Genomic DNA, 23946 nt, shown 5'->3' on the forward strand with positions numbered 1-23946 from the left:
TTTTTACCCACCCCTCCCAAGAGGATGATTATCAAATTCCCCTCTTGGGATGGATTAGGGGTGGGTTTGTTCAAAGAAGGATAGAAATATGAAGTCTAAAGTATATTTTATAAAGACTGAAAATGGAGAAAAGGTCCCTTCCCTCGCTGAAAAAGCGGGAAAATTGTTTGATTATGCCAATTTTAAGGACGCCATTAAGAAAAATGACATGGTGGCGGTAAAAACAAGTTTCGGCGAAAAAGGGAATATCGGATACCTCAAACCACCAATTATTAAATCAATTGTCAACAAGGTAAAAGAGCATGCCGGGAAACCTTTTTTAATTGAAACAAACACCTTATACCTGGGGAGGAGGACAAATGCCGTTGATCATATCGCACATGCGCACGAACATGGTTTCAGTTATGAAAGTGTTGGCGCTCCGATCATCATCGGAGACGGCCTTTTCGGAGAGCATGACGTACAGATAGAAATCAACCAGGAAATCTGCAAATATGCCCACGTTGCGGGAGTGGCAAGGGCGTCCAATGCAATCGTCTCAATTTCCCATGTAACAGGGCACCTTGCAACCGGCATGGGGGCAACGTTGAAAAACATCGGGATGGGACTTTCTTCACGCGGCGGAAAATTATCGCAACATTCTGGAGTCATACCGCAGATTCTTAAGAAAAAATGCACCACCTGCGGGGTATGCGGAAAGTGGTGTCCGGTTGGAGCGATTAAAATGGGGGAAGAATATGCAATCATTGACCCACATATATGCATCGGCTGCGGAGAATGCCTGGCAGTATGCCAGTTTCAGGCGGTAAAGATCGCATGGGACGAAAATGCCGTAAATCTCCAGAAAAAGGTGGCGGAACACTGCCTTGCCATTTTAAAGGGAAAAGAAGGGAAAGTAGTTTTCTTTAACTTCCTCACACACATTACCCATCATTGCGATTGTATGGACAAACCCTTCGAGCCTGATATTGCAGACATCGGCATCATCGCCTCATGGGACCCCGTTGCCATAGAAAAAGCTACGACCGACCTCATTCAGGAACACATCGGCAAGGACTTTTTTAAGGAATCATGGCCAAAAATAGATTACACCGTTCAGATGACTTACGCCCAGGAAATAGGCTTGGGAAGCATGGAGTATGAGATAGTAAATTGTGTGTAGTGAATATTATTGTAACACTTTAGTCTTTTGAAAAAGCAAAAAGCTCTTACCCCAAATTCCGCAAACCGGGAAAAATGTTCAATATTCAATTCTCAATTTGTTGCTCATTTGCCTCTATTCTTTTACATTGAATATTGAATATTAATTTTCAAAAAGGTGCTAACGGAGCTTTTAGCGGTGTTTTTTCAAAAAGCTAAAGTGTTACAATTTATGTAGGATGGGTCAAGCGAAGCAGACCCATCAATCACATTTTCATTTATTTTGATGGGTGCGCTGATGCTTCACCCATCCTACTCTGAAATGATGCGTTACAAAAAATCTGGAATACACCCAGTTGCGGGTTCAGGTTTGTAACCTGAACCAAACGTTTTATACTTTCAATCCAGCCTTCTATTAGGGAGAACAAATGACAAATAAATTCCAGATTCCAAACAGGGTTTTTATGATTTGGGCATTGGAATTTTGCCGTAGTACATTGCCCCATTATACGCATAAACTCATGGGTTCAGGTTACAAACCTGAACCCGCCTGAGTCAAGCGGAGACCTCCAATAGATTTACTTTATTTAACGAATCCTTTTCAACTTAAAGTCAATTTCAACAGCTTTCACTAATATTTCGACACATTTAATTCTTCCATTTCACCCGTAACCATATATACCGTTCTTTCCGCTATATTTGTCACCCTGTCCGCAATACGTTCCAGATTGTGAGAAACCCATGTAAGGTAGGTTGCCAGATTGATTATCTTCGGATTGCCCATCATCAGCAGCAAAAGTTCGTGGTAAATCTGGTCATGGAGCGCATCCACTTTGTCATCTTCGTCACATACGCTCCTTGCCGCTTCCACATCTCTTTCCATAAAGGCCCTGAGAGATTTTTCCAGCATGTCAATGCCTATCTCCCCCATTCTGGGAATATCGACCAATGGTTTTATCAAAGGTTCATCGCCAATCATAATATTTATCTTGGCATTGCCCTCCGCATGATCACCCATTCGTTCAAGGTCGGTTATTATGCTCAGAATAGCGGTTATCGTCCTTAAATCCACCGCCAGCGGCTGTTGTGTCGCAATGAGTACAATACATTTCTCCTCAATGTCAAACCGTTTTTTGTTAATCTCCTGGTCTTTTTTTATAATTTCTTTCGACGCCTCTATATCTCTGGTTTGCAATGCATGTATGGAATCCTGTATCGCCTGCGAAACCATTTTCCCCATATCAAGCACTTCGTTCTGCAGCGCTTTCAAAGCTTTGTGATATGCTTCACGTACCATAACGCCCCCGCCTCCCCTCTTTTTAAAACCGGCAAAACCCGCCCCTTTTCAGCGCCATAACATGGCGCAATTGTTCCGGGATACCCTGCGAAATAACCGCTGTTTTTGCAACGAAAATTGTTTCCACATTTCTACCCGAACCTCCCCGTTATATAATCTTCTGTCCTTTGTTTTTTCGGTTTCGTAAATAATTCAGTCGTATCATCATATTCTACAAGTTCCCCCATCATAAAGAACCCGGTATAATCAGAAACCCTTGCCGCCTGCTGCATATTGTGGGTTACGATAACCACCGTATAGTCCTTTTTCAGTTCGACAAGCATGTCCTCTATCTTTGCCGTGGCAATCGGGTCTAACGCGGAACAAGGTTCGTCGAGAAGTACAATTTCCGGTTCCATGGCGATAGCCCTGGCAATACACACCCTCTGTTGCTGTCCGCCTGACAGTTCAAGGGCGCTGAAGTGGAGGCGGTCTTTTACCTCGTTCCATAGCGCCGCCTTTATAAGCGCCTTTTCGCAAATATCGTCCAGTGCGTTTTTTTTCTTTACCCCCAATACACGCGGACCGTATACCACATTCTCATAGATTGTTTTCGGGAACGGGTTTGGTTTCTGGAATACCATGCCAACCCGCTTCCTGAGTTCGGTTACATTGACAGAGGGGTCGTAAATGTCTTTTCCGGCAATCTTAATGGAACCCTCAATCCGCACCCCTTCTATAAGATCATTCATGCGGTTTAAACACCGGATTAACGTTGACTTTCCGCATCCGGAAGGCCCGATAAACGCTGTGATCATTTTTTCTGAAATATCCAGGTTTATGCCATTCAGGGCTAAATTGTTGCCGTAATACAATTTCAGGTCTGTAATATTAACTACCGGATTAGGTTTTTTTTTCATTTTACCGGGTGAAATGGTACACCTCTCTTGTTTTCAAAATTACTTCTCTAGAAACATACATTTCTTATACAGATGACATCCTGTATTTTTTTCTCAACTTGTTACGCACTATTATTGCCGTAATATTTAATACCAGCACGCTAAATAGTAATGCAAGGGTTGTGGTATATACCATGGGGATTGCAGCCTCGACATTTGGCGACTGAAACCCTACATCGTAAATGTGGAAACCTAGATGCATAAATTTTCTTTCTAAATGAAGAAAAGGAAAATGATGGTCTATGGGGAGAGAAGGCGCAAGTTTCACAACGCCCGTAATCATAAGCGGCGCAACCTCTCCCGCTGCCCTCGCCATTGCCAGAATAGTACCGGTAAGTATACCCGGTGCGGCCTGGGGAAGCACAACACGCCATAACGTTTCAAATTTTGTTGCGCCAAGGGCGTAAGAACCTTCCCTTATCGATCCGGGCACGGAAGACAGCCCCTCTTCCGTGGAAACGACCACTACCGGCACCGTTAATAAAGCTAACGTAAGCGATGCCCACAAAATGCCGCCAGTTCCAAACGTAGGGGACGGCAATGAGGATTTAAAAAACACATTGTCAATAGTACCCCCTATTAAATAGATAAAAAAGCCAAGCCCGAATACCCCGAAAACAATTGAGGGAACACCTGCCAGATTGTTGACCGAGATGCGTACTATCCGTGAAATAAAATTATCACCGGCATATTCTTTCAGATAGACTGCCGTCAATACTCCAAGGGGAACGACGGCAATACTCATGATAAATACCATCATGACCGTACCAAATATTGCAGGGAATATCCCCCCCTCCGTATTAGCCTCCCGTGGTTCATCGGCAATAAACTCCCAAAATTTTGTCAGATAAAAACCTGTTTTTGCGAATACATGCATCGAATTGGGTGTATACATACGTACTACCTGAAAAACAGGAAGTATTTTTTCTTCTCCACCGGCAAGGCGTATGATGAATTCTTTCTCTCTTGCCTTTTGGTAAAGGTTTGAAAGCAAGGTCTCTTTTTCATGGTACATTTTTTCAAGGGCGTCAATTTTCATTTTGACGCCATTCATTTTTTTTTGAACTATATCAGACGGCGGCAGCGACTGTAATTGTTTTACGATAATCCGCTTTTTTTCCATCTGATAGTTAATGCCGCCAATTTCCTTTTTTTCAAGCTGCCTTATTTTTTTAAAAAGTTTTTTATTTTCGTTTATAAACCCCTTTGCCCCGTCCTGTTGTATTGCTTCAATCCTGCCGTTCTTTCCAATAATGCCCTGCAAAAACCCATACATATTTCCCCACTCGCGCCTCTCTATGGCAACGGCATCGGCGGGATATTCCAGTGAAACTATTTTGTCATCATCAATCCATCTGAAATCAAGTCCGTAAATATCACGATTGCCTATTTTAAGCTTTGTCCGGTAACCATCTTTTTCGTAGGGAATAGGCTCTTTTTTTGACACCTCCCCTAAAACCGTTGTCCCGTCTTTGAGATGAAAATGAACAATGGTATGCGGCCAAAATATACCAAGCCCCTTTATCATAATAAGCGTAATCAGCCCGCAAACCATCAAAAGGCATATGGTCAGAGAGCTTGCGGTTAACCACACATATGGGTCGCCTGACTTAAAAAACTTTTTCATAGTTTACTGTATTTCTTTTTCATCTTTTGTCGAATTACCTCGGCAAAGGTATTAACGATAAATGTTGTCACAAAAAGCAGGAGTGATGCAAGAAAAAGCACCCGGTAAAGAGTTCCGCCAAACGGCGCTTCAGGTATTTCTACGGCAATATTTGCAGCCAATGCCCTGAATCCGCTGAAAAGATTCCAGTCCAGCACAGGGGTGTTGCCTGTTGCCATAAGAACGATCATGGTTTCCCCCACGGCCCTCCCAAAACCGATCATAACTGCAGAAAAAATAGCCGGGCTTGCGGTTGGGAGCACAATCTTCATCGCAGTTTGCCACGGCGTAGCGCCAAGCGCCAAAGAAGCGGAAATAAGGCTTCCGGGAACATTGCTCATGGCGTCTTCTGATATGGTAAAAACAAGTGGTATCACCGCAAATCCCATTGCAAACCCCACTACAACTGCATTTCTCTGGTCATAATGCAGCCCTAAAACATGCAATAACCACTGCCGGTAATCTCCTCCAAAAGCAAACGATTCAAATACCCCGGAAAGGCAAATAGATCCAAAAATTGCGCTAACGATAAATGGTATCAAAAATACCAATTCCACGCCATGTTTGTATTTACTTTTGCAGAATAGAGGGGTCGCCTTCCAGATAACCATCGCGGCAGCAATGGAAAGTACAATGAAAAATGGCATAATTACCAAAGCCGGAAAGATTTTTTCAATTAACGGAGCAAGCCATAATCCTGCGAGAAAACCCAGAATCACACTGGGAAGTGCCGCCATTAATTCAATAACGGGCTTGATTACCTTTAGAGACCGGTGGAGGAATTGCGAAGTATAGAGCGCCCCGAATATGCCGATTGGCACAGCAATAAGCAACGCATACACCGTGCCTTTGATCGTACCGAAGATTAACGGAATCAGGCTGAACTTTGGCTCAAAATCATCCGTACCTCCGGTTGATTGCCATATGTATTCAGGTTTTTCGTATCCCTCATACCATACCTTGCCAAACAGTGTTTTTAATGTAGTTTCAGGATGCGGGTTCGAAATGTTCCACAAATATAATGCGCCTGATGCATCGGCTGCCAGGACGCCGTTTGCCTTTTGAGAGAAGACAAGTGCGGTTACAGGAGAAGACGTCTTCAAATTTAACAATGTTTGTTCTGATGTGGCGTGGCGGAGATGTATCAAACCATTTGAATCGGCAGTAACAAAACCCTTGTCTCTCACAGACTTGGCAATAGCCACTACCGGGGCGTTATGGGATTGAAACGTATGTATCTTTTTCAGCGACCATCCGGAGAGAGACAATGCATCTCTTACCTTCATCCACGAAGAAACTTTGCCTTCTGCGTCGCCAATCACCAGCGAAATATCGCCCAGCAAAAACCTCATTGCGGAGACGGCGCTGCCGGAAACCTTTACCCGTTCCAAAACTACGGGTTCCTCTTTCTCCCTTATGTCAATACATATTACCTCCCCTGAATCTGTGCCAACATAAAGATTATCCATAAAAATGTCAAGGGCGAGGGCAGTTATGGCAATCGTCCCTTCCTGCAGTGGATGTTCCGTCTGATTATTTAGAAAAGGCGTGATTCTCCGTAACGGTTTTTTAATGAGAGGGGAAATGTCTTTGCGCACCTCCCTCTTTTCCCCTTCCCCAAAAAGAGAGGTCTCTGTTATTGAAGAAAGCAGCAGCAGCCGGTCATCGTCAGTATGTACTGCAATAACTCTTGTTTCTTCATCCTCCCGCGAAGCAATGTGTTTCACAGCAAAAGGCAAAGAATCGCCTTCTTCATTCGTATGAATCGCTTCCCGCGATGAAATTGCCGGGAGTATTATCCGTTTTCCGTTTTCAAACGATTGGGTAAAACCAATGGAAACTGTTAAAATTCTCCCGTCATCCGTTCCCATAACATGATGGTCTTTATATTTGTCAACCGATGTGATATGCGCGTTACCAATCCCGGGAAGATCGTGTTTCCTGATAATACTGCCGTCCCGCAGCGAGATAAATTCTATTTTGCCATTATTATACACGACATACGCAATCTCCAGATGTTCATCAGCGCCAATACAAACCGCCGTCTTACGAATGGCAAATGTATTTTCTTTTACAACCTTCGCTCCTTTTAAAAGGGGAAGGACTTCCATGAAGATAAAGACAAAGAGGGCAAGTATTACAAATATGGTAGCCACACCGCTGCATGTGATCATCCAGCGGGCAGTTTTGTCGGTAAGTTTTCTGCTTTTCAGGCTTTTCATATGCGAACAAACAGTACGGTCTAAAAGAAAACCACCCCTCTTCCCTAATTTTCAGTTTCTTAGGAATACAAAGGGGTGATTATTAAAACAATTTGATTGAATGCAGATATTGAGAATCGCAATGATGGATGCTATTCTATTTTTTTCAGTTCTTTTTCCACAACTGACGACGGCAATGGCATATATCCATCTTTTATCACTATTTGCTGGCCCTCGTTGCTCAGGATAAATCTGACAAATTCGTGAATCAGAGGGTCAAGAGGCTGCCCCGGTTTTTTGTTAATATAGATATAGAGAAATCTTGCAAGGGGATAAGAACCGTTCAGCACGTTCTCTTCTTTTGCCTCTACAAAATGCCTTCCCTCTTTCAACGCAACAGGCACGGTTTTGATACCAGACGTCTGATATCCTATACCGCTATATCCGATGCTATAACGGTCTTCAGTAACCCCCTGAACCACAGAGGCAGAACCAGGCTGTTCTTTTACCGTATTTTTAAAATCTCCTTTAAAAAGTGCATGTTCCTTGAAATAACCGTAGGTGCCGGAAGCAGAATTACGCCCATAAAGACTTATTGGCTTTGACGCCCAATCTGCCGTCAGCCCAAGTTGTCCCCATGTCTTAATATCTTCTTTATATCCGCCTCTTCTGGTACTTGAAAAAATCGCGTCTATCTGCGGCAGACTCAGTCCTTTTATAGGATTATCCTTGTTTACATATACAGCCAATGCATCGAGCGCTGTTCTTATTTCTGTTGGTTTGTAACCATACTTTTTTTCAAATGCATCGATTTCCGTTGGTTTCATAGCCCTGCTCATCGGCCCGATTTGTGCCGTACCTGCTATCAGGGATGGAGGGGCAGTCGTGGATCCCTTCCCCTCTATTTGAACCTTTACATTTGGATACAATTTGTTGAATCCTTCCGCCCAGAACGTCATCAGGTTATTCATGGTATCAGAACCTATGCTGTTCAGATTTCCCGAAACGCCGCCTACTTTGCTATAGGATTTGATTTCGGTCTCTGCCGTTGAAGATTCTTCGGCATAGGCTGCACCTATTATTCCCCAACTTGCAATAGTTAACAATAACAATAATTTTTTCATCATTATAATCATTCCTCCTTAAATTATATGAGCGATATATTACTCGAATTTATATTGAAAATCGACTTTTTTCTCTTTTTTTAGAACACAATCTGGTATTGCACCCTGATTTGGTTCTCATTTTCATCTTCATCCTCTCCCTCTGTGACAAAATGGCCAAAGTCCGCCTGAATCTTTGAGCGATGGCCGCGAAAGTAATAATTGACTCCAAAAGTATACTCCCGTTGAATATCATTTGAAATGTCATCATCCGGATCTATCATGGAGTAACGTCCGGCAAGTTCGAGTTTCTTTGGTAGTACAAAATAACCCAGTTGAGTATAAAAACCATCAGAGTCCTTCGAACTGCCCCCGGATTCCGGATCACGCGTCATAATATAGTATTCGTTATTCCACGAAAGCCCTTTATACGCTAATCCGCAATCAACTACACCCGCAATATTATCAAAATCTTCCTCTTTAACGTCCTTTCGTTTTCCATTAAACGCAACGGACGCACCAATGGTTGCTTTTAATGTATCAGAATACGCCAAATCGGTTTCATCATAATAGTTATACTTTCCAAACGGATTGTACCGGGCGTTCAGGACAAACATAAGCTCATTATCAAAATTTTCCTTGCCCTGAAACCAGTCCGCCTGATCCTCTCCTGCCCCCTGAAACATTGCCACGTGATATTCCATCTTTCCTTCAAAAGGTTTTCCGTATAAATCCACGCCGTAATCACGATCCTGGTCAAAGAACTCACTGGCAATAGACCTGTCCTGAAACAAGAGAGTTGCGGAAGACGCCACCCTCTGCCTGTTAAACGGCACCTTAAAATAACCGATTTTGGTGTTTAATTCTTCAAAGGGCGTCCAGTACACGTAAAAATCCCTTACCCCTACGTCAAATTTGTCCCCGTCTATTTCAACAAAATAATGAAGGTCTTTGCTGTAGATATTACCGCCAAAATTAAGCCTTGCACGGCGGACGTCGATATTTTGCGTATCCGGCTCTCCGAAATCATCGTCCTTGTCCTTGTATTCATAACGCATCTGCAATCTTGCGCCAAAGTTAAAGGAGTATAGGCCGTCGCGTGTTCTGATACTTAAAGCAGACTTTTTATGTTCCGGCGTATATTCCGCAATCAATTCAGGGATACCGAACCCCAGGATTCCCGTCGCTTCGTCCGTAGATAAATATTCCTGTATTGCCTGCCTTGTCTCTTCCTTCACGACAACCTTCGTTGCCTCATCGGTAGATAAATATTCCTGCACCGCCTGTTTTGTCTCTTCCTTAACGGCAACCTTGGTTTCCACGCTTATTGCCTCTATACGATTTTTTAATGCATCCATTTGTTCCTGCTGCCGTGCGAATGCATCTTCCATCAGTTTTAATTGCTGCTTTAATTCTTCAACTTCACTTCTGGTATCGGTACTGGATTCTCCCTGTGCAAATACTATCGAAGATACACCGCCCATGCATAACACACAAAAAACAAAGACCTTTGGTAGCACAAAATTACGCCATTTACTGCCGGTCATTTAAAATTTCTCCTTTAAAAAACAACACAAATAAAATGAAAAAGACAGTAACACTTTAGTCTTTTGAAAAACTCCAACAATGTAGTGCGACGAGGTTCGTCGCACCAAAAAAAAGCAGTGCGATAAGGAATAGGGTCTACTCAGAACAATGCGACGAACCTCGTCGCACTACAAATTATTATTTCCACTTTTAAAAGACTAAAGTGTTACAAAAAACAAACCCTTTTCGGTTTCTCAATACCACAATCATGCATGCAACACTTCTAACTTCTTAAAATAATAATATATGTGTCCGTTTCACCTCCTGTTACGTCTTTTTGTATTGTTACGATAAGCAACAGACTATTATGAAAACGCACGGATTATAAAATGCAAATATTAAGGCAATATAAAGAAATCATTAAGATTTTGTTAAGATTTTCCATGTTTCAGAATTTCCAGAAAAGCTGGATTAATGCGACTGCCGTAATCCAGAGCAGCAGATTCAGCGGCCCACCAATTCTTAAAAAATCAGTAAACCGATATCCTCCTGGCCCATAGACCATCATATTCGTCTGGTAGCCAATAGGCGTCATAAAGCTTGCAGACGCAGACAACATTAAAGCGGCAAGAAAGGGACGGGGGCTTGTATCATAGAGTCTTGCAGTTTCAAGGCAGAATGGGAAAAGTAAAACGGCAGCGGCATTATTTGTAATGAGTTCTGTCATAAGTGATCCGAGAAGATAAAAGATAGCCAATGCTGCTATTGGACCATATGCCTTTGTCGCTTCAACAAGAATGGTCGCGATGGTTGTTGCAAGCCCTGAGTTTTGCAGGGCAGTACCAATGCCGAACGCAGAGGCGATAGTGATAAGCACCTTCCACTCAATGCTTTGCCGTGCATCTCCGGCAGAAATACATCCGAGTCCCACCATAAAGATAGAGGTTAGGATAGCTACGGTATGGATCGGAATCCATCCTGTTGTCATGAATCCTATCAATACTAGAAATAAAGACACAGAAATCCATGCCCGGTCTCTGCGCAGCGGACGCCATCCCTCAACATTACTGACAAGATAAAACGAAGGGTCGTTTCGGTGCGCCCTTAAAAAATGCTGCCTCACTTGCAGAAGAAGGGTATCTCCCGGCCGCAGCCGTATATCGCCAATCTTTTTTTCAACACGCCTACTGCCACGATGAACAGCTACTACTGCAGCGCCATACGAAGCCCGGAAATCAGCGTCACGAATGGATTTCCCGATGAGAGGCGAATTTTCAGAAATCACAGCTTCGCACAAACGCCGTTTGCGCTGCAGTTTTGGAGAAACTTCATAGGCGGTATCTGCGGCTGGTATAATACCGGGAATCTTTTCCAGCTCAATAATGCTGCTCACCACCCCTGTGAAAACCAGGTGGTCATTTGCCTCTATTACATCGTCTGGACTCACAGGGCTAATAATTGTGCCGGCGCGGTCAATTTCAATAAGGAACAAACCGGGCAGTCTCCTGAGCCCTGCCTGCTCAGCCGTTTTCCCGATCAATTTACAGCCGGACTGAACCATCATTTCCACTAAATATTCTCTCCGGGTCTCACTAAGCTGTTCGAGGAATTCTTTTCGGTCGGGAAGCAATTTTGAACCTGCAAAAAACAGATATGCAAAGCCGATAAAGGCATAGGGGAGTCCTACCATGCCAATCTCAAACAGATGCATACCGGGCAACCCATTCCTGATCATTAAACCTTGTACAACAAGATTGGTTGACGTCCCTATCAACGTACACGTTCCACCGAGAATTGCTAAAAAAGAGAGCGGGATTAGCAGTTTTGAGGGAGAGACCAGATGTTTTCTGCACCAATCCAATATAACCGGCACGAACATTGCAACAATGGGGGTGTTATTCAAAAAAGCCGACATTGGAATCACTACCACCGCCAATCTCCCTAAAACGCTTTTTTCTGTTTTTGCCCGTCCGAGAACATGATGCCCAATGTAGTCCAACACTCCTGTCTCACGCAGACCGGCAGCCACTACAAATAAAGCGGCCACGGTCAACATGCCGGAGTTTGAAAACCCTGCAAAGGCCTCTCCCGGTGTAATAATACCGACCGCAGCCAGGCAGGTAGTAGCTCCTAAGAATAACAGGTCTGGCGGCGCAAGGTTCCTGATAAGACATACAAAAATGCCTGCAACTACCGCTAAGGTTATCCACGCTTCGTAACTCATACAATACTCCTTCCTTATACAACATTTGTTTTCTATAAAACTAAATTGCTGTCACATAAATGATAAATCTATAGAATATATAGACTGTAATTACAAAAAAATTTAACGTTTAATTTTCTTTACGCTTGATTCTCTCCGGATAATCTCGCTCAGAGTTGCCGCTTTCAGCAATTCAACTGTTTCGTCGCGCACCTCTCTAAAAACATCACGAATACCGCATGTTTCTTCATCTTTACATTCTTTGCATCGTTCATAATATCGATAAGTGACGCACGGCAAAAGCGCTATTGCTCCATCAAATAACCGAATAATTGTAGCCAGGTTTACTTCTTCAGGACTTTTTAACAAATAATATCCACCGCCTTTCCCCTTTTTGCTGCCCAGAATGCCGGCATGCTTAAGATCATTCAGTATCGCCTCTAAAAACTTTTGAGGAATTTTTTCACTTTCTGCGATATCCCTTATTAATATAGGTCCTTTATTATATTCTCTTGCTAATTTAACAAGCGCAATAATAGCGTATTTAACCTTTTTTGAAATCATCGTATTTACACACCATAATGGTTATTTATTTTCAACGGGTATTCCCTTTACCTATGTTAATGTTTCTTACAAAAGGAAATTGCAAATTTATTCTGCTTAGTCTATGTATTTGGTGTATTATATAGAAATATTTCCAAATTTCAAGTGTTTTTATTAATAATTAAATACAGACAAATGGTGAAATCCGAAGTCCTCAATACTCAATCTCTGCAATCTTGTACGACTGCCTACTGGCGATTGCCGGCTACCGATTTTAATCTGGTTTCCTTTTTCATGCTTGTTTGGTTCTGGCTATGCCAGCTTGGGTGTATAAGGTCAGGCAATGCTTGACATGACAATTAGAAAAGAATATATTCAAATACGTCCATAAGGAGAATATTTGCAGTGAGAAAAAGGTGGAGACGCAAAAATCCTGCCGCTGTATAATTTATGGCAAATGTTTTTCCCATGCGTTAAAGGATACCACCGTATTTTGATAAGTTTTTTAAAAAACTGCGGAAGCAGAATGGGGGCTGGTTATTACGGAAAATAATCGGTGCGCTTTTTCCTGTTTCTTACCAGTTGCAAAGAAAGGAATAAAAGGTGTGGGACTATTCTGAAAAGGTGAAAGACCATTTTTTGAATCCGAGAAATGTTGGCGATATGGAAAATCCGGATGCTGTGGGGGAAGTAGGCAGTTTAGCCTGCGGTGATGCGCTTAAACTGATGCTGAAAATAGATGCCGGGGACGTTATATCGGATGTAAAATTTAAGACCTTCGGCTGTGGGAGCGCCATTGCCTCGGCAAGCGCCCTGACAGAGATGATAAAAGGGAAAACAATCGCTGAAGCAGAGAAGGTCGCTGATAGTGATATTGCAGAGTATCTTGACGGTTTGCCTGAACAAAAAATGCATTGTTCTGTCATGGGACGTGAGGCGCTGGAAGCCGCTATTGCGAATTACCGTGGGATAAAGCTGGAGAAGGCTGTTGATGAAGGGACCATTGTGTGTAAATGCTTTGGGGTAACCGACAATAAGATCGCGCATGAAGTCAGGGAACATAAACTGACTACGATTGAACAGGTAACAAACTATTGCAAAGCGGGAGGAGGCTGCCAGTCGTGTCACCCTCAAATCCAGGCAATTATCGATGAAATCTGGCACAAGGAAAAAGAGAAGGAAATTATTAAAAAAGCACAGAAACCCGTTAAAAAATTAACGAATATTCAAAAAATGAAGCTTGTGCAGGAGACTATAGAAAGGGATATTCGCCCTGCCCTGCTGGCGGATGGAGGTGATATTGAATTGATTGATATCGACGGCGACCGGGTAATGGTTTCTTTCCGGGGAAGCTGTTCCTCATGCCCGAGTTCGGGAGTAACCTTAAAATCAACGGTAGAGGCTAAATTAAGAGAATTCGTCACCGATACGCTCATTGTGGAGGAGGTATTATCATGAAGGTTGTTTATGCGGATAACAATGCGACTACAAAGGTTGCCCCTGAGGTTTTGGAAGAAATGCTGCCTTTCTTTTCTGAGTATTACGGCAATCCTTCAAGCATGCATATTTTTGGCGGTCAGGTTGCAAAGAAAATAGACAAGGCCAGACAGCAGGTTGCGGACATCATTGGCGCCAGGCCTGAAGAGATATTATTTACCAGTTGCGGCACGGAGAGTGATAATACCGCGATATTGGGCATTCTCCGGGCAAATCCGGGGAAAAGGCATATTGTAACTTCACGGGTCGAGCATCCTGCGGTTTACAACTTGTGTACATATCTCGCTCAAAATGGGTATCATGTCACTGAGTTGGGGGTGGATAGAAATGGGATGCTCAATGTGGATGAGTTGTCAGAATCAGTGAGGGAAGATACGGCAATTGTGTCTATTATGCATGCAAACAATGAAACCGGCGTCATTTTCCCTATTGAGGAAATTGCCGGCATTGTAAAACAAAAGGGGACTTTTTTGCATACCGATGCGGTACAGGCAGTAGGCAAAATACCGATAAATCTCGCTGAAAGTGCAATTGATTTATTAACTCTTTCAGGGCATAAATTACATGCGCCAAAAGGGGTTGGCGCCTTGTACATAAGGAAAGGCACATCCATCGCACCCTTTATTATAGGGGGGCATCAGGAGAAAAATCGCAGAGGAGGCACGGAGAATGTGCCTTCTATTATTGGGCTTGGCAAGGCATGTGAACTGGCAAAAAAATTTATGGCTGAGGAACAAACAAGGGTAAAACAATTGCGCGACAGACTAGAGAGTGAAATTGTGGCAAAGGCCCCTGATGCGATAATAAACGGTTATAAATCCCCCAGGTTACCCAATACGACAAATATAAGTTTTGAATATGTTGAAGGCGAAGCTATTTTGTTGCTGCTTAATGAGAAGGGAATTTGTGCTTCTTCAGGTTCCGCCTGCACCTCTGGTTCACTGGAACCTTCGCATGTATTAAGGGCAATGGGCGTTCCTTTTACCGCAGTACACGGTTCCATCCGGTTGAGTCTGAGCAGATATACGACAACGGACGATGTAGAATATATGATTGAACATCTTCCGCCCGTTGTGAGGAGACTCAGGGAAATATCACCATACAACAGAGATTCTAAATTTCAGGGACACATTTCTGCGGGTTATATCTGAGGAGAAGCAAGGACGAAGCATTTGCAGAAATAAAAGCAGGTAACTATTTATCAAACGGAAAAGCAATAGCGATATATTGTAACAAAGTAGATTTTTGAAGAAGTAAAAACGCTCATTCCCAAGCTGAAGCCTGGAAACGAGATCGAAAAAACCAAGGTGTTAACAAAAATGGCAATCGTAACGATTGCCATTTTTGTTTAAAATTTTTGTACAGAGAGAGGTTTTGTTAATCTTTATCTGATTTTACAATAACATATTGGGCGTATTCGCCGCGTTTCACAAGCAACAAAATGCCCTTTTTCTTGTCACCTTTCTGCACGGCGCTGTTAAATTCTTCCACAGTAGTTATTTTTTTACGGTTAACTTCTCTGATAATGTCTCCTTCTCTTATGCCTGCCGTTGCGGCAGGGCCTCCAGGCTGTACCGCTGAGACAATGGCGCCCGTTTCATTTTCCAATCCCAGATTTTTTGCAATTTCACTTGTAATATTTTGCACCGTCATACCAAGTTCTTTTTCCTGCAATGTCCCGGTCGGCGCTGAAGCAAACAAATCGGAAGGTTGTTCGCCGATTTTTACTGTTAGTGTTTTTTCATTCCCTTCTCTCAGGACGGTTATCTTCACTTTTTTGCCTGCTTCCGTTTGCGCAACCGTATTGCGCAGGTGATTAACATCCCGTATTGGCTTGTCGTTAAACTTGATTATAATATCACCGCGTTCAAGGCCTGCTTCTTTTGCCGGAGAATTTTCCTGCACATCGCTGATAATAACGCCTTCAGCGATGGCTACCTCAAATGATTTTGCCAGATCCGGGCTGATATCCTGTATCGCAACACCGAGCCAACCACGAGTGACCTTCCCTTTCTCAATGAGGTCTTTCATAACGATTTTTACCATATTAACGGGTATGGCAAACCCAATACCCTGATAACCGCCACTTCTGGTAAAAATTGCGGTGTTTATGCCAATCACTTCCCCGTTTAAATTGACCAGAGGCCCTCCGCTATTACCGGGGTTTATCGCTGCATCTGTCTGGATCATATCTTCGTACTGCGCAACACCAACATTGGCCCTTCCCATGGCACTAATAACGCCCACGGAAACGGTCTGTGATAAACCAAAGGGATTTCCTATTGCAATAGCCCACTGCCCTACTTTAATGGAATCCGAATCCCCCAGTTTTGCAGAAGGCAAATCTTTTCCTTCGATCTTTACAATTGCTATATCCGTTTGCGGATCGGTGCCAACGATTGTTCCTTTAAATTCACGCCTGTCTCCGAGGGAAACCGTTAGTTCGTCAGCATTTTCAACGACATGGTTATTGGTGACGATATAGCCGTTTTCGCTGTCAACAATTACGCCGGAACCTAGTCCCTGAACCTTAAAATCTTCTTCAGGATACCGGGGTTTTAAGTACTTGTCAAAAAAGTCGTCTCCAAAAAAATCCCAAAAATCGCGAAATTGATCCTGTTCCTGCCTCGGTTGTTGGGGATGGTTACGGTCTTTAGGCATTTCACGCTGCCGTTCTCTGTTATGTTTAAAGCTTTTTACTGAAGTTATGGACACAACTGCTGGCTTTACCCTTTCCACAACCTGTTCGAAAATCTTCTCAAAGCTTTGTGCGGCTTCAATTACCGAAGTGTCACTATTTGTCTTATTTGAAGCGAAGATGCTTGATTTTTGGGACAAACATAAATCTATGCCTGCAAATATCCCCAGAATGCATAGTATGCGTATACAGTTGCTTCGTACCTTATTCAACATTTTGATGCTCCCTTTTTGTAAATGTCCAACGTATAAAAATGTTAGGCCTCAATTCTATTTTAGGCAGTGTTTTTTGTCAATATAATTCAAAATACCTTGCAGGGCAAAAAGATGCGGACAGCCTTCCTAATTTCTTGCATTATTCTGTTTTCGCTGATATTATTTAAACAATCATAATTTTCCATTCCGTTAACATGCGCCGATATTATTCTCAATTATTTACAAACATCATCTCGCCACTATTGTTACCATTAATTTTTAAAGCAGCGCGTATGGCTTTTTTATGGAAGTGCAGGTAGCCTCGTTCTTTCCGGGGAAATCTGAATAATCAATCCTTTCGGGTGTTTTATTTTAAAACTGCCGGATACGCAGAATTTAACAATAAACAATGGGCATTTGTTCCTTAATAAAAAATAAAGAAAGGGTATAGGTATGAAAAAGATTCATGCAGTTATTATTACAGGGATTGTAATCCTAATGTGTATTCAGGGGAAGGCGTTTTCATCTGAAGTCTATTTTACTCCTGATGAAATTAAAGAGAAAATTCTTAACGAGATAGACGCTTGCCGCGAATCTATTGATATTGCCGCGAGAAACATGACTTCCGTCGATATAGTAAATGCACTTGCCAGGGCAAAGGAAAGAGGGGTAGAGATAAGGATTGTTATCGACAGAAAACGTTTTCTCACGAAGGGGATACTATCGCAATATTGCGGGGAAAACGGGTTTGCCGTGAAGATATTGATCCAGAAAGGTATTATGAACAATAACTATGCCATCTTTGATTCCAAACTGCTTGTAACAGGGTCTTATCTTTGGCATGAAAAAACAAGCAGGTTTAATTGCGAAAATGTCATTTTTATGGATGAAACTCCTGTATTAGTGAAATATCAAAGGGAATTTGGCAGGTTATTTCATAAGGGTGCAGACTCTCCCCTTAAAAAGCAGACGTATATTGCGGAAGAAACAGAGAAAAAGATACCGGTAAAACCGGTATCCGAAACCAATGAGAAAAAGACAGTTGAAGGAAAGTTGATTGCTTCAGGGTATGACATAACAATTACAGAGAATGCGGATGGCTTTATTGACATGAATTTTGAGGAGTTCGACAAAATATTTGGGGTGATAAGCGATTTGTCGGATAATCAAAAGGAAAATTTGTGGCGGAAATGTGAGGGCAGAAAGGTTAAGTGGTGCGGTAGGGTCAAGTATATTGGATGGACGATCGTTAACGGATGGTTACTGAATATTAATCACGGTCATACGAGTGTGGAAACAGAACTGAATCCTGAGCATAAGAAAAACTTTGCCGGTGTTAAATATGGCAGTATGGTAACGTACACAGGAGAACTTGTTTCGCCGGTAACAAAGGTATACCCTTATAAACTGAAAAACGGCAATATACTCCGAATTGAAGACGACTCTCCTAAACCATTAACAAAAGAGGAACTGACCGCTGACCCTTATACGACAGTTTTGTGTCAAGGTCCCGGAAAAGAATATATAATAGAAACGCTTGCGGATTTGGAAAGTATGTTTGGCGAAGAGAGCAAATTTTCCGCAGATCAAAAGAGGGAAAAATGGGACAAATTTGATGGCAAATACCTGAGCTGGATGGGGAAGATCGTATACAAGCATCTGGCGGCAGAAAACGATTTGCGCATAGGATTTGAACAACAGGATGGCGGTCTATGCAAATTAGAACTCAGGGTGAAAAAATCAAGAATAGATAATGTATCGAGATTTAATGAGGGTGATACAGTAATCTATCAGGGGATGCTAACCAAAAGGTGGGGATTGGATATCCCTTATATCATAGAAGATGGAGATATATTGACCTTCCAGTAAATGGTATGCGGGCAGGAACACCATAAGCACTAAGTTGTTTTTGATATTTTTCAGGTGGAGTCCAATATAGAAAGTCGGCAGTCGGCAGTCGGTAATCGAATATTGAACAATGAAGCTGGATTTATTTAGCAGGGTAAAATATTCGTTATTCATTAGCGTCTATTTGCTTGTATTAGCGGTTAATAAAGGAATCGCTAATAAACGCGAACATGGAAATTTTATTACACGGTTAAATTAATCCGTAGTTTAGTCGCTTTATGTTTTTTGCAATGGGGAGGATAGTAGTTATGGCAAAAAGAGTATTCATACTAAAAGCGCTTCTTTTCTTCATACTTGCCGGGCTAAACACAGTAGCATTTGGGGAAGAAACTTATGAAGAGTGTATCAATAAGGGGAATATCCTTATACATAAACAGAACTATCAGGATGCGCTTCACGAGTACGAACGCGCCATTTCCCTGAAACCCAATGCGCCGGAGGCCTGGTATAACAAAGCAGCCGTACTTGATTATATGAGTGATTTTGAAAGAGCCATAGAAGCCGCTGATATGGCAGTTCAATCGAAACCTGATTACTGGGAAGCGTGGTATATGAAAGGAAGGGCTTCAGACCACGCAGGAAAATATTATGAGGCAATTAAGGCATTTGACAAGGCATTAGAAATAAAACCGGATGCTTTGATGGTTTTATATAACAAAGGGAACGTACATGACCATATAGGCGATATCGAAGCATCAATAAAGACGTATGACTCTATCCTTAAATTAAAACCTGATGAATATGAAGCATGGAATAATAAAGGATTGGCATTGGCGAGAATTCCGGAAAAAAGGGGCATAGCGCTGGAAGCATATGATCAGGCAATAAGAATAAATCCGGCATATTATGAAGCATGGATTAATAAGGGAAACTGTTTCGTTCGGTTGCGCAGGTATGGCGAAGCGATTGAAGCATACGATACCGCAATAAAAATACGGCCCAAGGAACATGCGGCATGGGCGAATAAGGGCTTTACACTCGCTGACATGGGAAAACATGAAGAGGCCGTAGACGCTTTTAATAAAGCAATTGAGCTGAGCCCGGGTTCGTATGCAGCATGGAATGGCAAAGGACTCGCATTGGACTCACTGTCCAGATACGAGGATGCCCTGAAAGCATATGAGAAGACCATTGAGATACAACCGGATTCTTATGGGGCATGGACAAATATGGGGTTGACCTTGTCCCGTTTAAAAAGACATGATGAAGCCGTTGCTGCATATGAAAAGGCATTGATAATACAGCCTGATTCGTATGAAACAATGACGAATAAAGGCTGCGAATTGTTTCACCTCGGAAACTATGTTGAAGCAATAAAGGCATTTGACCGGGCAATAGAATTGCAGCCGGATTACGCTGAGGCATGGAAAAACAAGGGAAATGCCCTGGCCAGGATGGGGCGGCTTGAAGAGGCGACAGAGTCATTTGCAAAGGTAGGACAAATTATTACTGATGAAGAAGCGGTGAACGTTCCCCGTTTATCAAAAATTAAACTGGAAGCGTTACAAAACAACGGCATTGCACTTATCCGTCTCAACAAGTATGCTGACGCCGTAAACGTTTACAACAATGCGTTACGGATTAAAAATGATGATTTTGATTTATGGATGAATAAAGGGATTTCCCATTCATTTTTAAATGAATACGACGAGGCGTTAACCGCCTTTGATAAAGCAGCGTTATTAGAAAGCAATGCATATGAGGCATTTAATTACAAAGGGTACGTATTGGAAGAAATGGGAAAATATCAGGAGGCGCTTGATGCTTATGACAATGCGCTCCGGTTAAAACCAGACTTTCCTGAAGCAATGAACAATAAGGGACTTTTGCTGGATAGCATTGGTAATCACGAAGATGCTGTAAAAATGTACAACAGCGCACTACGTATCAACCCCGATTTTGACGCAGTATTATTTAATAAGGCATGCGCACTTTCATTGCTATCAAGAAAAGAAGAAGCCCTTGATTCATTAGAGAAAGCGGTGCAATTAAATCCCCTGTATAAAAATGCCGCCCGCAACAGCCCTGATTTCATAAGATATAAGGGAGATGCCGGCTTTGAGAAGATTGTAAGTGAATAGTATGGTCAAATGATATGATAAGTACCCTTTTAGCTTCCGGATGGTTGAAAGGTTAATTTGAGTATTTTTTTTGTATTGCCAGTAACCTTAACGCTGTTATCCAGACATATTCCAACGATCCATACCGGTTTATTATTCATAGCAATTATAGGGATGAAGCTGCGTTTTCCCTGGGGTATTTTTTTATCGATAAAAAGTTTTTTCACTTTCTTATAACCCCGAGTTCCTAATGGAGAAATGGTATCTCCGCTATTTCTCTTTCTTAAGAGAAGAGGTTCTTTAACGCTTTCGAAATCCAGTATCTCTTCATATCTTGTTTTCATTAATTTAAATTTTTCGAGTGACACATCCTTACTCTCAAGAAGTTCTGCGGTTAAACTGCCAAGACCCACGATTTGAGTTGTCCCGGGTATTTTCAGGGGAATTTCCGGCAATTCTGTAAATGTTTCCCGGGAAAACCCCCTTTCTAAAAAAAGCCTTCCCTGCTCATACCGTAAGGTAATTTTCCCCGGCAATTGGAATTTCATGGCATTTTTTTTTTGCGCCATCCCTTCAAGTATCATGGAATAATGTCCATAATGTATGGCTTTCAGAGGGATATGCATTACGTGCAACAATTTCTGCAGCAACAGGAATTGCATAATTTTTGGTTGTTTAAGGAGAAACCCGGCGTTAAGAACATATGCATTGTCTGGTTCTTTCATAATGGCGTTTTCAAATACTGATTCGCATGCCGCAAGGAGGTATTCATTGTTTATCGTAAGTATCTGCGATAATCGGGACAGGGCGTTTTTTATATTAGGATTGTATTTATGTTCCAATAAAGGAATGAGTTCATGACGTATCCTGTTCCTTGTGTATTCCTTTTCATAATTAGATGCATCTACCCGGTATTTCGTCTGATCTTTATTGAGATATTCGAGAATCTCCTTTTTCCATGCAAATAACAGAGGCCGAATGATCAACTGCTGCGTACCTGGGGATAACGGACGTTTAATGGGTATTCCTCCAAGACCGGGAGCGCCGGTTCCCCTGATTATTCTGTGGAGAATGGTTTCTGCATTGTCATCGGCATTGTGTCCGGTTGCTACATGAGAAACATTGTAGTTTTGCGATGCCTCGGAATAAAATGTATATCTCTCTTTGCGTGCCGTTTCTTCCAGCGAAAGTTTGGTTTCTGCAGCGATTTTTCTGATATTTACCCTTTTTGAAATAAATGGAAGTGAGAGTTCGTTTGCTAAATTTTGGACGAATTGTTCATCTTCTTCTGAAAAATCACCACGAAGCTGATGATTAAGGTGCGCCGTATATAACCGCAAACGCAGGTTTTTTGCAGCATTAAGAAGATGAAGGGTTTTCAGGAGAGCGACAGAATCAGGCCCACCGGAAACTCCGACAATGACTGAATCATCTGGTTGAATAAGCTGGTATTTACAGATAATTTTGAATATGTTTTCGACAAATGGATGCAATTTCATAATTAATGGGATTAAGACACTGTTCTACTGTTTTTGGTTAAATAGGATATAAGCGTCATTTGATGAGAACTATATCCCTTCCCCCCTAATAAATCAAGCAGAGAAATGGATTGACTTTGCAGGTGAGGTGCGTAAAATATTCATACATAGTGAAATTGTTGATTTTAGTAATTTTTTAATTAACAAATGTATTACATCCATCTCCGTATATTGACGTTTTTTTTTGCTTCTTTATTACAGGTTTAGAAAAAGATATGAGGATGAACAGGACATTAAAATATTTTTTTCCTGCTGTACTTTCCGTTTGCATTATAGTATACCATTGCATAAAAAATGATTGCTACGGGAACCATGAAAAGAAAACAGAGCAAATAACGGTATCCGGAACAGACATAGAGGTAGAGTTGGCGGTTACCCCTGAAGAACACATGGCAGGGCTAATGTATCGTAATACCTTAGAAGATAATAAAGGCATGCTCTTTATCTTTCCGGATGAAGAGAGGCTTTCATTCTGGATGAAGAATACCTATGTGCCGCTTTCTGTTGCATTTATAGATAGGGATGGACGGATTACCCAGATAGAAACAATGAAACCCCGGAGCCTTGATCTTCATAACTCACGCGAAAAGGTACGCTACGCCCTTGAAATGAAATCTAATTGGTTTGAAATACATAATGTGCGGGAAGGAGATGTAGTGAAAATGCCACCGCGCGTTATAGCAAATGGAGAATCTCGTAATGGTAAGAATTGAAATTTCAAGCAACAATGTAGTTTTTGAAAAATCTCCATTTTAACTATTTTTACAGAATATATGCATATGACACAGCAAAGTATTATTAACGAAAAAGATGGCTCTGAAATGGTGTATGTGCCTGCCGGTAATTTTGTTATGGGAGAGGACAGGAAGGTTGTGTATGTCGATGCATTTTATATTGATAAGTTTCCCATAACAAATTCCCAATATAAGAAGTTTATTGATGAAACTGGCGCGAAACACCCTTCTTTCTGGAATAATGAACGATTTAACAAACCACTGCAACCAGTGGTAGGGGTAAGCTGGAGCGATGCGGTTGCATATGCGAAATGGGCGGGAAAACGACTCCCGAAAGAAAAAGAGTGGGGCAAGGCTGCCCGGGGAATTGACGGAAGGGAATACCCGTGGGGAAACATGCAACCAGACCATACGCTGGCCGTATTTAATCTCGACCCTAATATCGGAGCCCCGGCGGCGGTAGGAGACAGAAAGGAAGGCGCAAGTTCTTATGGGTGTTATGATATGTCGGGGAATGTGTGGGAATGGTGCGAGGATTGGTATGAAGAAGGAAAATACCGTGTCGTGAGAGGCGGCTCATGGCTGAATCATCATTATATTCTCAGGAGCGCTTATCGTAGTTGCAGTTATCCCGAAGGACGGGATAACAACGTAGGTTTCCGTTGCGTAAAAGATGCTGAATAAAATACCGTATATATT

At 42.1% G+C, this 23946-nt stretch carries 17 protein-coding genes; 7 read left to right on the top strand and 10 right to left on the bottom strand.

The window, feature by feature from the left end; genetic code table 11:
* Nucleotides 1–88: 88 nt before the first annotated feature.
* Entirely contained in the window at nucleotides 89–1162 is a 1074-nt protein-coding gene (locus ABJL82_RS09165) for a DUF362 domain-containing protein (RefSeq protein WP_347274428.1), read from the top strand.
* A 609-nt stretch (nucleotides 1163–1771) separates the two neighbouring features.
* Here the strand turns inward: ABJL82_RS09165 and phoU are convergent.
* The 8 genes from phoU to ABJL82_RS09205 all read right to left on the bottom strand — a co-directional run bounded on the left by phoU (nucleotide 1772) and on the right by ABJL82_RS09205 (nucleotide 12639).
* Nucleotides 1772–2437 (bottom strand): phosphate signaling complex protein PhoU, encoded by a 666-nt coding sequence (phoU, locus tag ABJL82_RS09170; RefSeq protein ID WP_347274429.1) that lies wholly within the window; start codon nucleotides 2435–2437, stop codon nucleotides 1772–1774.
* A gap of 131 nt (nucleotides 2438–2568) precedes the next feature.
* Nucleotides 2569–3336 carry a phosphate ABC transporter ATP-binding protein PstB gene (gene pstB / locus ABJL82_RS09175; RefSeq protein ID WP_347274430.1) on the bottom strand — a complete coding sequence of 256 codons (768 nt, stop codon included), beginning with the start codon at nucleotides 3334–3336 and terminating at the stop codon, nucleotides 2569–2571.
* Nucleotides 3337–3400: 64 nt separating this feature from the next.
* The gene (gene pstA / locus ABJL82_RS09180) at nucleotides 3401–5002 is read right to left on the bottom strand and encodes a phosphate ABC transporter permease PstA (protein WP_347274431.1); all 1602 of its coding nucleotides are present in this window, start codon (nucleotides 5000–5002) and stop codon (nucleotides 3401–3403) included.
* Entirely contained in the window at nucleotides 4999–7263 is a 2265-nt protein-coding gene (locus tag ABJL82_RS09185; protein ID WP_347274432.1) for an ABC transporter permease subunit, read from the bottom strand. Before ABJL82_RS09185 ends, pstA begins: the two co-directional genes overlap by 4 nt.
* Before the next feature lie 131 nt (nucleotides 7264–7394).
* Nucleotides 7395–8369: a PstS family phosphate ABC transporter substrate-binding protein gene (locus ABJL82_RS09190; protein WP_347274433.1), complete on the bottom strand. Its 975-nt coding sequence runs from the start codon at nucleotides 8367–8369 to the stop codon at nucleotides 7395–7397.
* Nucleotides 8370–8446: 77 nt separating this feature from the next.
* Nucleotides 8447–9892 carry a porin gene (locus ABJL82_RS09195; protein WP_347274434.1) on the bottom strand — a complete coding sequence of 482 codons (1446 nt, stop codon included), beginning with the start codon at nucleotides 9890–9892 and terminating at the stop codon, nucleotides 8447–8449.
* A gap of 428 nt (nucleotides 9893–10320) precedes the next feature.
* Nucleotides 10321–12096, bottom strand: a complete 1776-nt coding sequence (locus ABJL82_RS09200; protein WP_347274435.1) for an SLC13 family permease — start codon at nucleotides 12094–12096, stop codon at nucleotides 10321–10323.
* A 102-nt stretch (nucleotides 12097–12198) separates the two neighbouring features.
* Entirely contained in the window at nucleotides 12199–12639 is a 441-nt protein-coding gene (locus tag ABJL82_RS09205) for an Rrf2 family transcriptional regulator (protein WP_347274436.1), read from the bottom strand.
* 582 nt (nucleotides 12640–13221) lie between these two features.
* Here ABJL82_RS09205 and nifU point away from each other — a divergent pair.
* Together nifU and nifS are read left to right on the top strand one after the other, a co-directional pair.
* Nucleotides 13222–14076 (top strand): Fe-S cluster assembly protein NifU, encoded by an 855-nt coding sequence (nifU, locus tag ABJL82_RS09210; protein WP_347274437.1) that lies wholly within the window; start codon nucleotides 13222–13224, stop codon nucleotides 14074–14076.
* Nucleotides 14073–15266 carry a cysteine desulfurase NifS gene (nifS, locus tag ABJL82_RS09215; protein WP_347274438.1) on the top strand — a complete coding sequence of 398 codons (1194 nt, stop codon included), beginning with the start codon at nucleotides 14073–14075 and terminating at the stop codon, nucleotides 15264–15266. Before nifU ends, nifS begins: the two co-directional genes overlap by 4 nt.
* Nucleotides 15267–15492: 226 nt before the next feature.
* Here nifS and ABJL82_RS09220 read toward each other — a convergent pair whose 3' ends face one another.
* Nucleotides 15493–17028 carry a DegQ family serine endoprotease gene (locus ABJL82_RS09220; RefSeq protein WP_347274439.1) on the bottom strand — a complete coding sequence of 512 codons (1536 nt, stop codon included), beginning with the start codon at nucleotides 17026–17028 and terminating at the stop codon, nucleotides 15493–15495.
* 432 nt (nucleotides 17029–17460) lie between these two features.
* Between ABJL82_RS09220 and ABJL82_RS09225 the strand changes: the two genes are divergently transcribed.
* Complete coding sequence (locus tag ABJL82_RS09225; RefSeq protein ID WP_347274440.1) at nucleotides 17461–18876, top strand: phospholipase D-like domain-containing protein; 1416 nt, start codon at nucleotides 17461–17463, stop codon at nucleotides 18874–18876.
* A gap of 287 nt (nucleotides 18877–19163) precedes the next feature.
* On the top strand, nucleotides 19164–20996 hold the full coding sequence (locus ABJL82_RS09230; RefSeq protein WP_347274441.1) for a tetratricopeptide repeat protein: 1833 nt from the start codon (nucleotides 19164–19166) through the stop codon (nucleotides 20994–20996).
* A 29-nt stretch (nucleotides 20997–21025) separates the two neighbouring features.
* Here ABJL82_RS09230 and tilS read toward each other — a convergent pair whose 3' ends face one another.
* The gene (gene tilS / locus ABJL82_RS09235; RefSeq protein WP_347274442.1) at nucleotides 21026–22474 is read right to left on the bottom strand and encodes a tRNA lysidine(34) synthetase TilS; all 1449 of its coding nucleotides are present in this window, start codon (nucleotides 22472–22474) and stop codon (nucleotides 21026–21028) included.
* 260 nt (nucleotides 22475–22734) lie between these two features.
* Between tilS and ABJL82_RS09240 the strand changes: the two genes are divergently transcribed.
* Entirely contained in the window at nucleotides 22735–23226 is a 492-nt protein-coding gene (locus ABJL82_RS09240) for a DUF192 domain-containing protein (protein ID WP_347274443.1), read from the top strand.
* Between the two features lie 66 nt (nucleotides 23227–23292).
* On the top strand, nucleotides 23293–23931 hold the full coding sequence (locus ABJL82_RS09245; protein ID WP_347274444.1) for an SUMF1/EgtB/PvdO family nonheme iron enzyme: 639 nt from the start codon (nucleotides 23293–23295) through the stop codon (nucleotides 23929–23931).
* Nucleotides 23932–23946 lie beyond the last annotated feature (15 nt).

Origin of the sequence: Candidatus Kuenenia sp. (assembly GCF_039794105.1) — a bacterium.
GTDB lineage: Bacteria > Planctomycetota > Brocadiia > Brocadiales > Brocadiaceae > Kuenenia.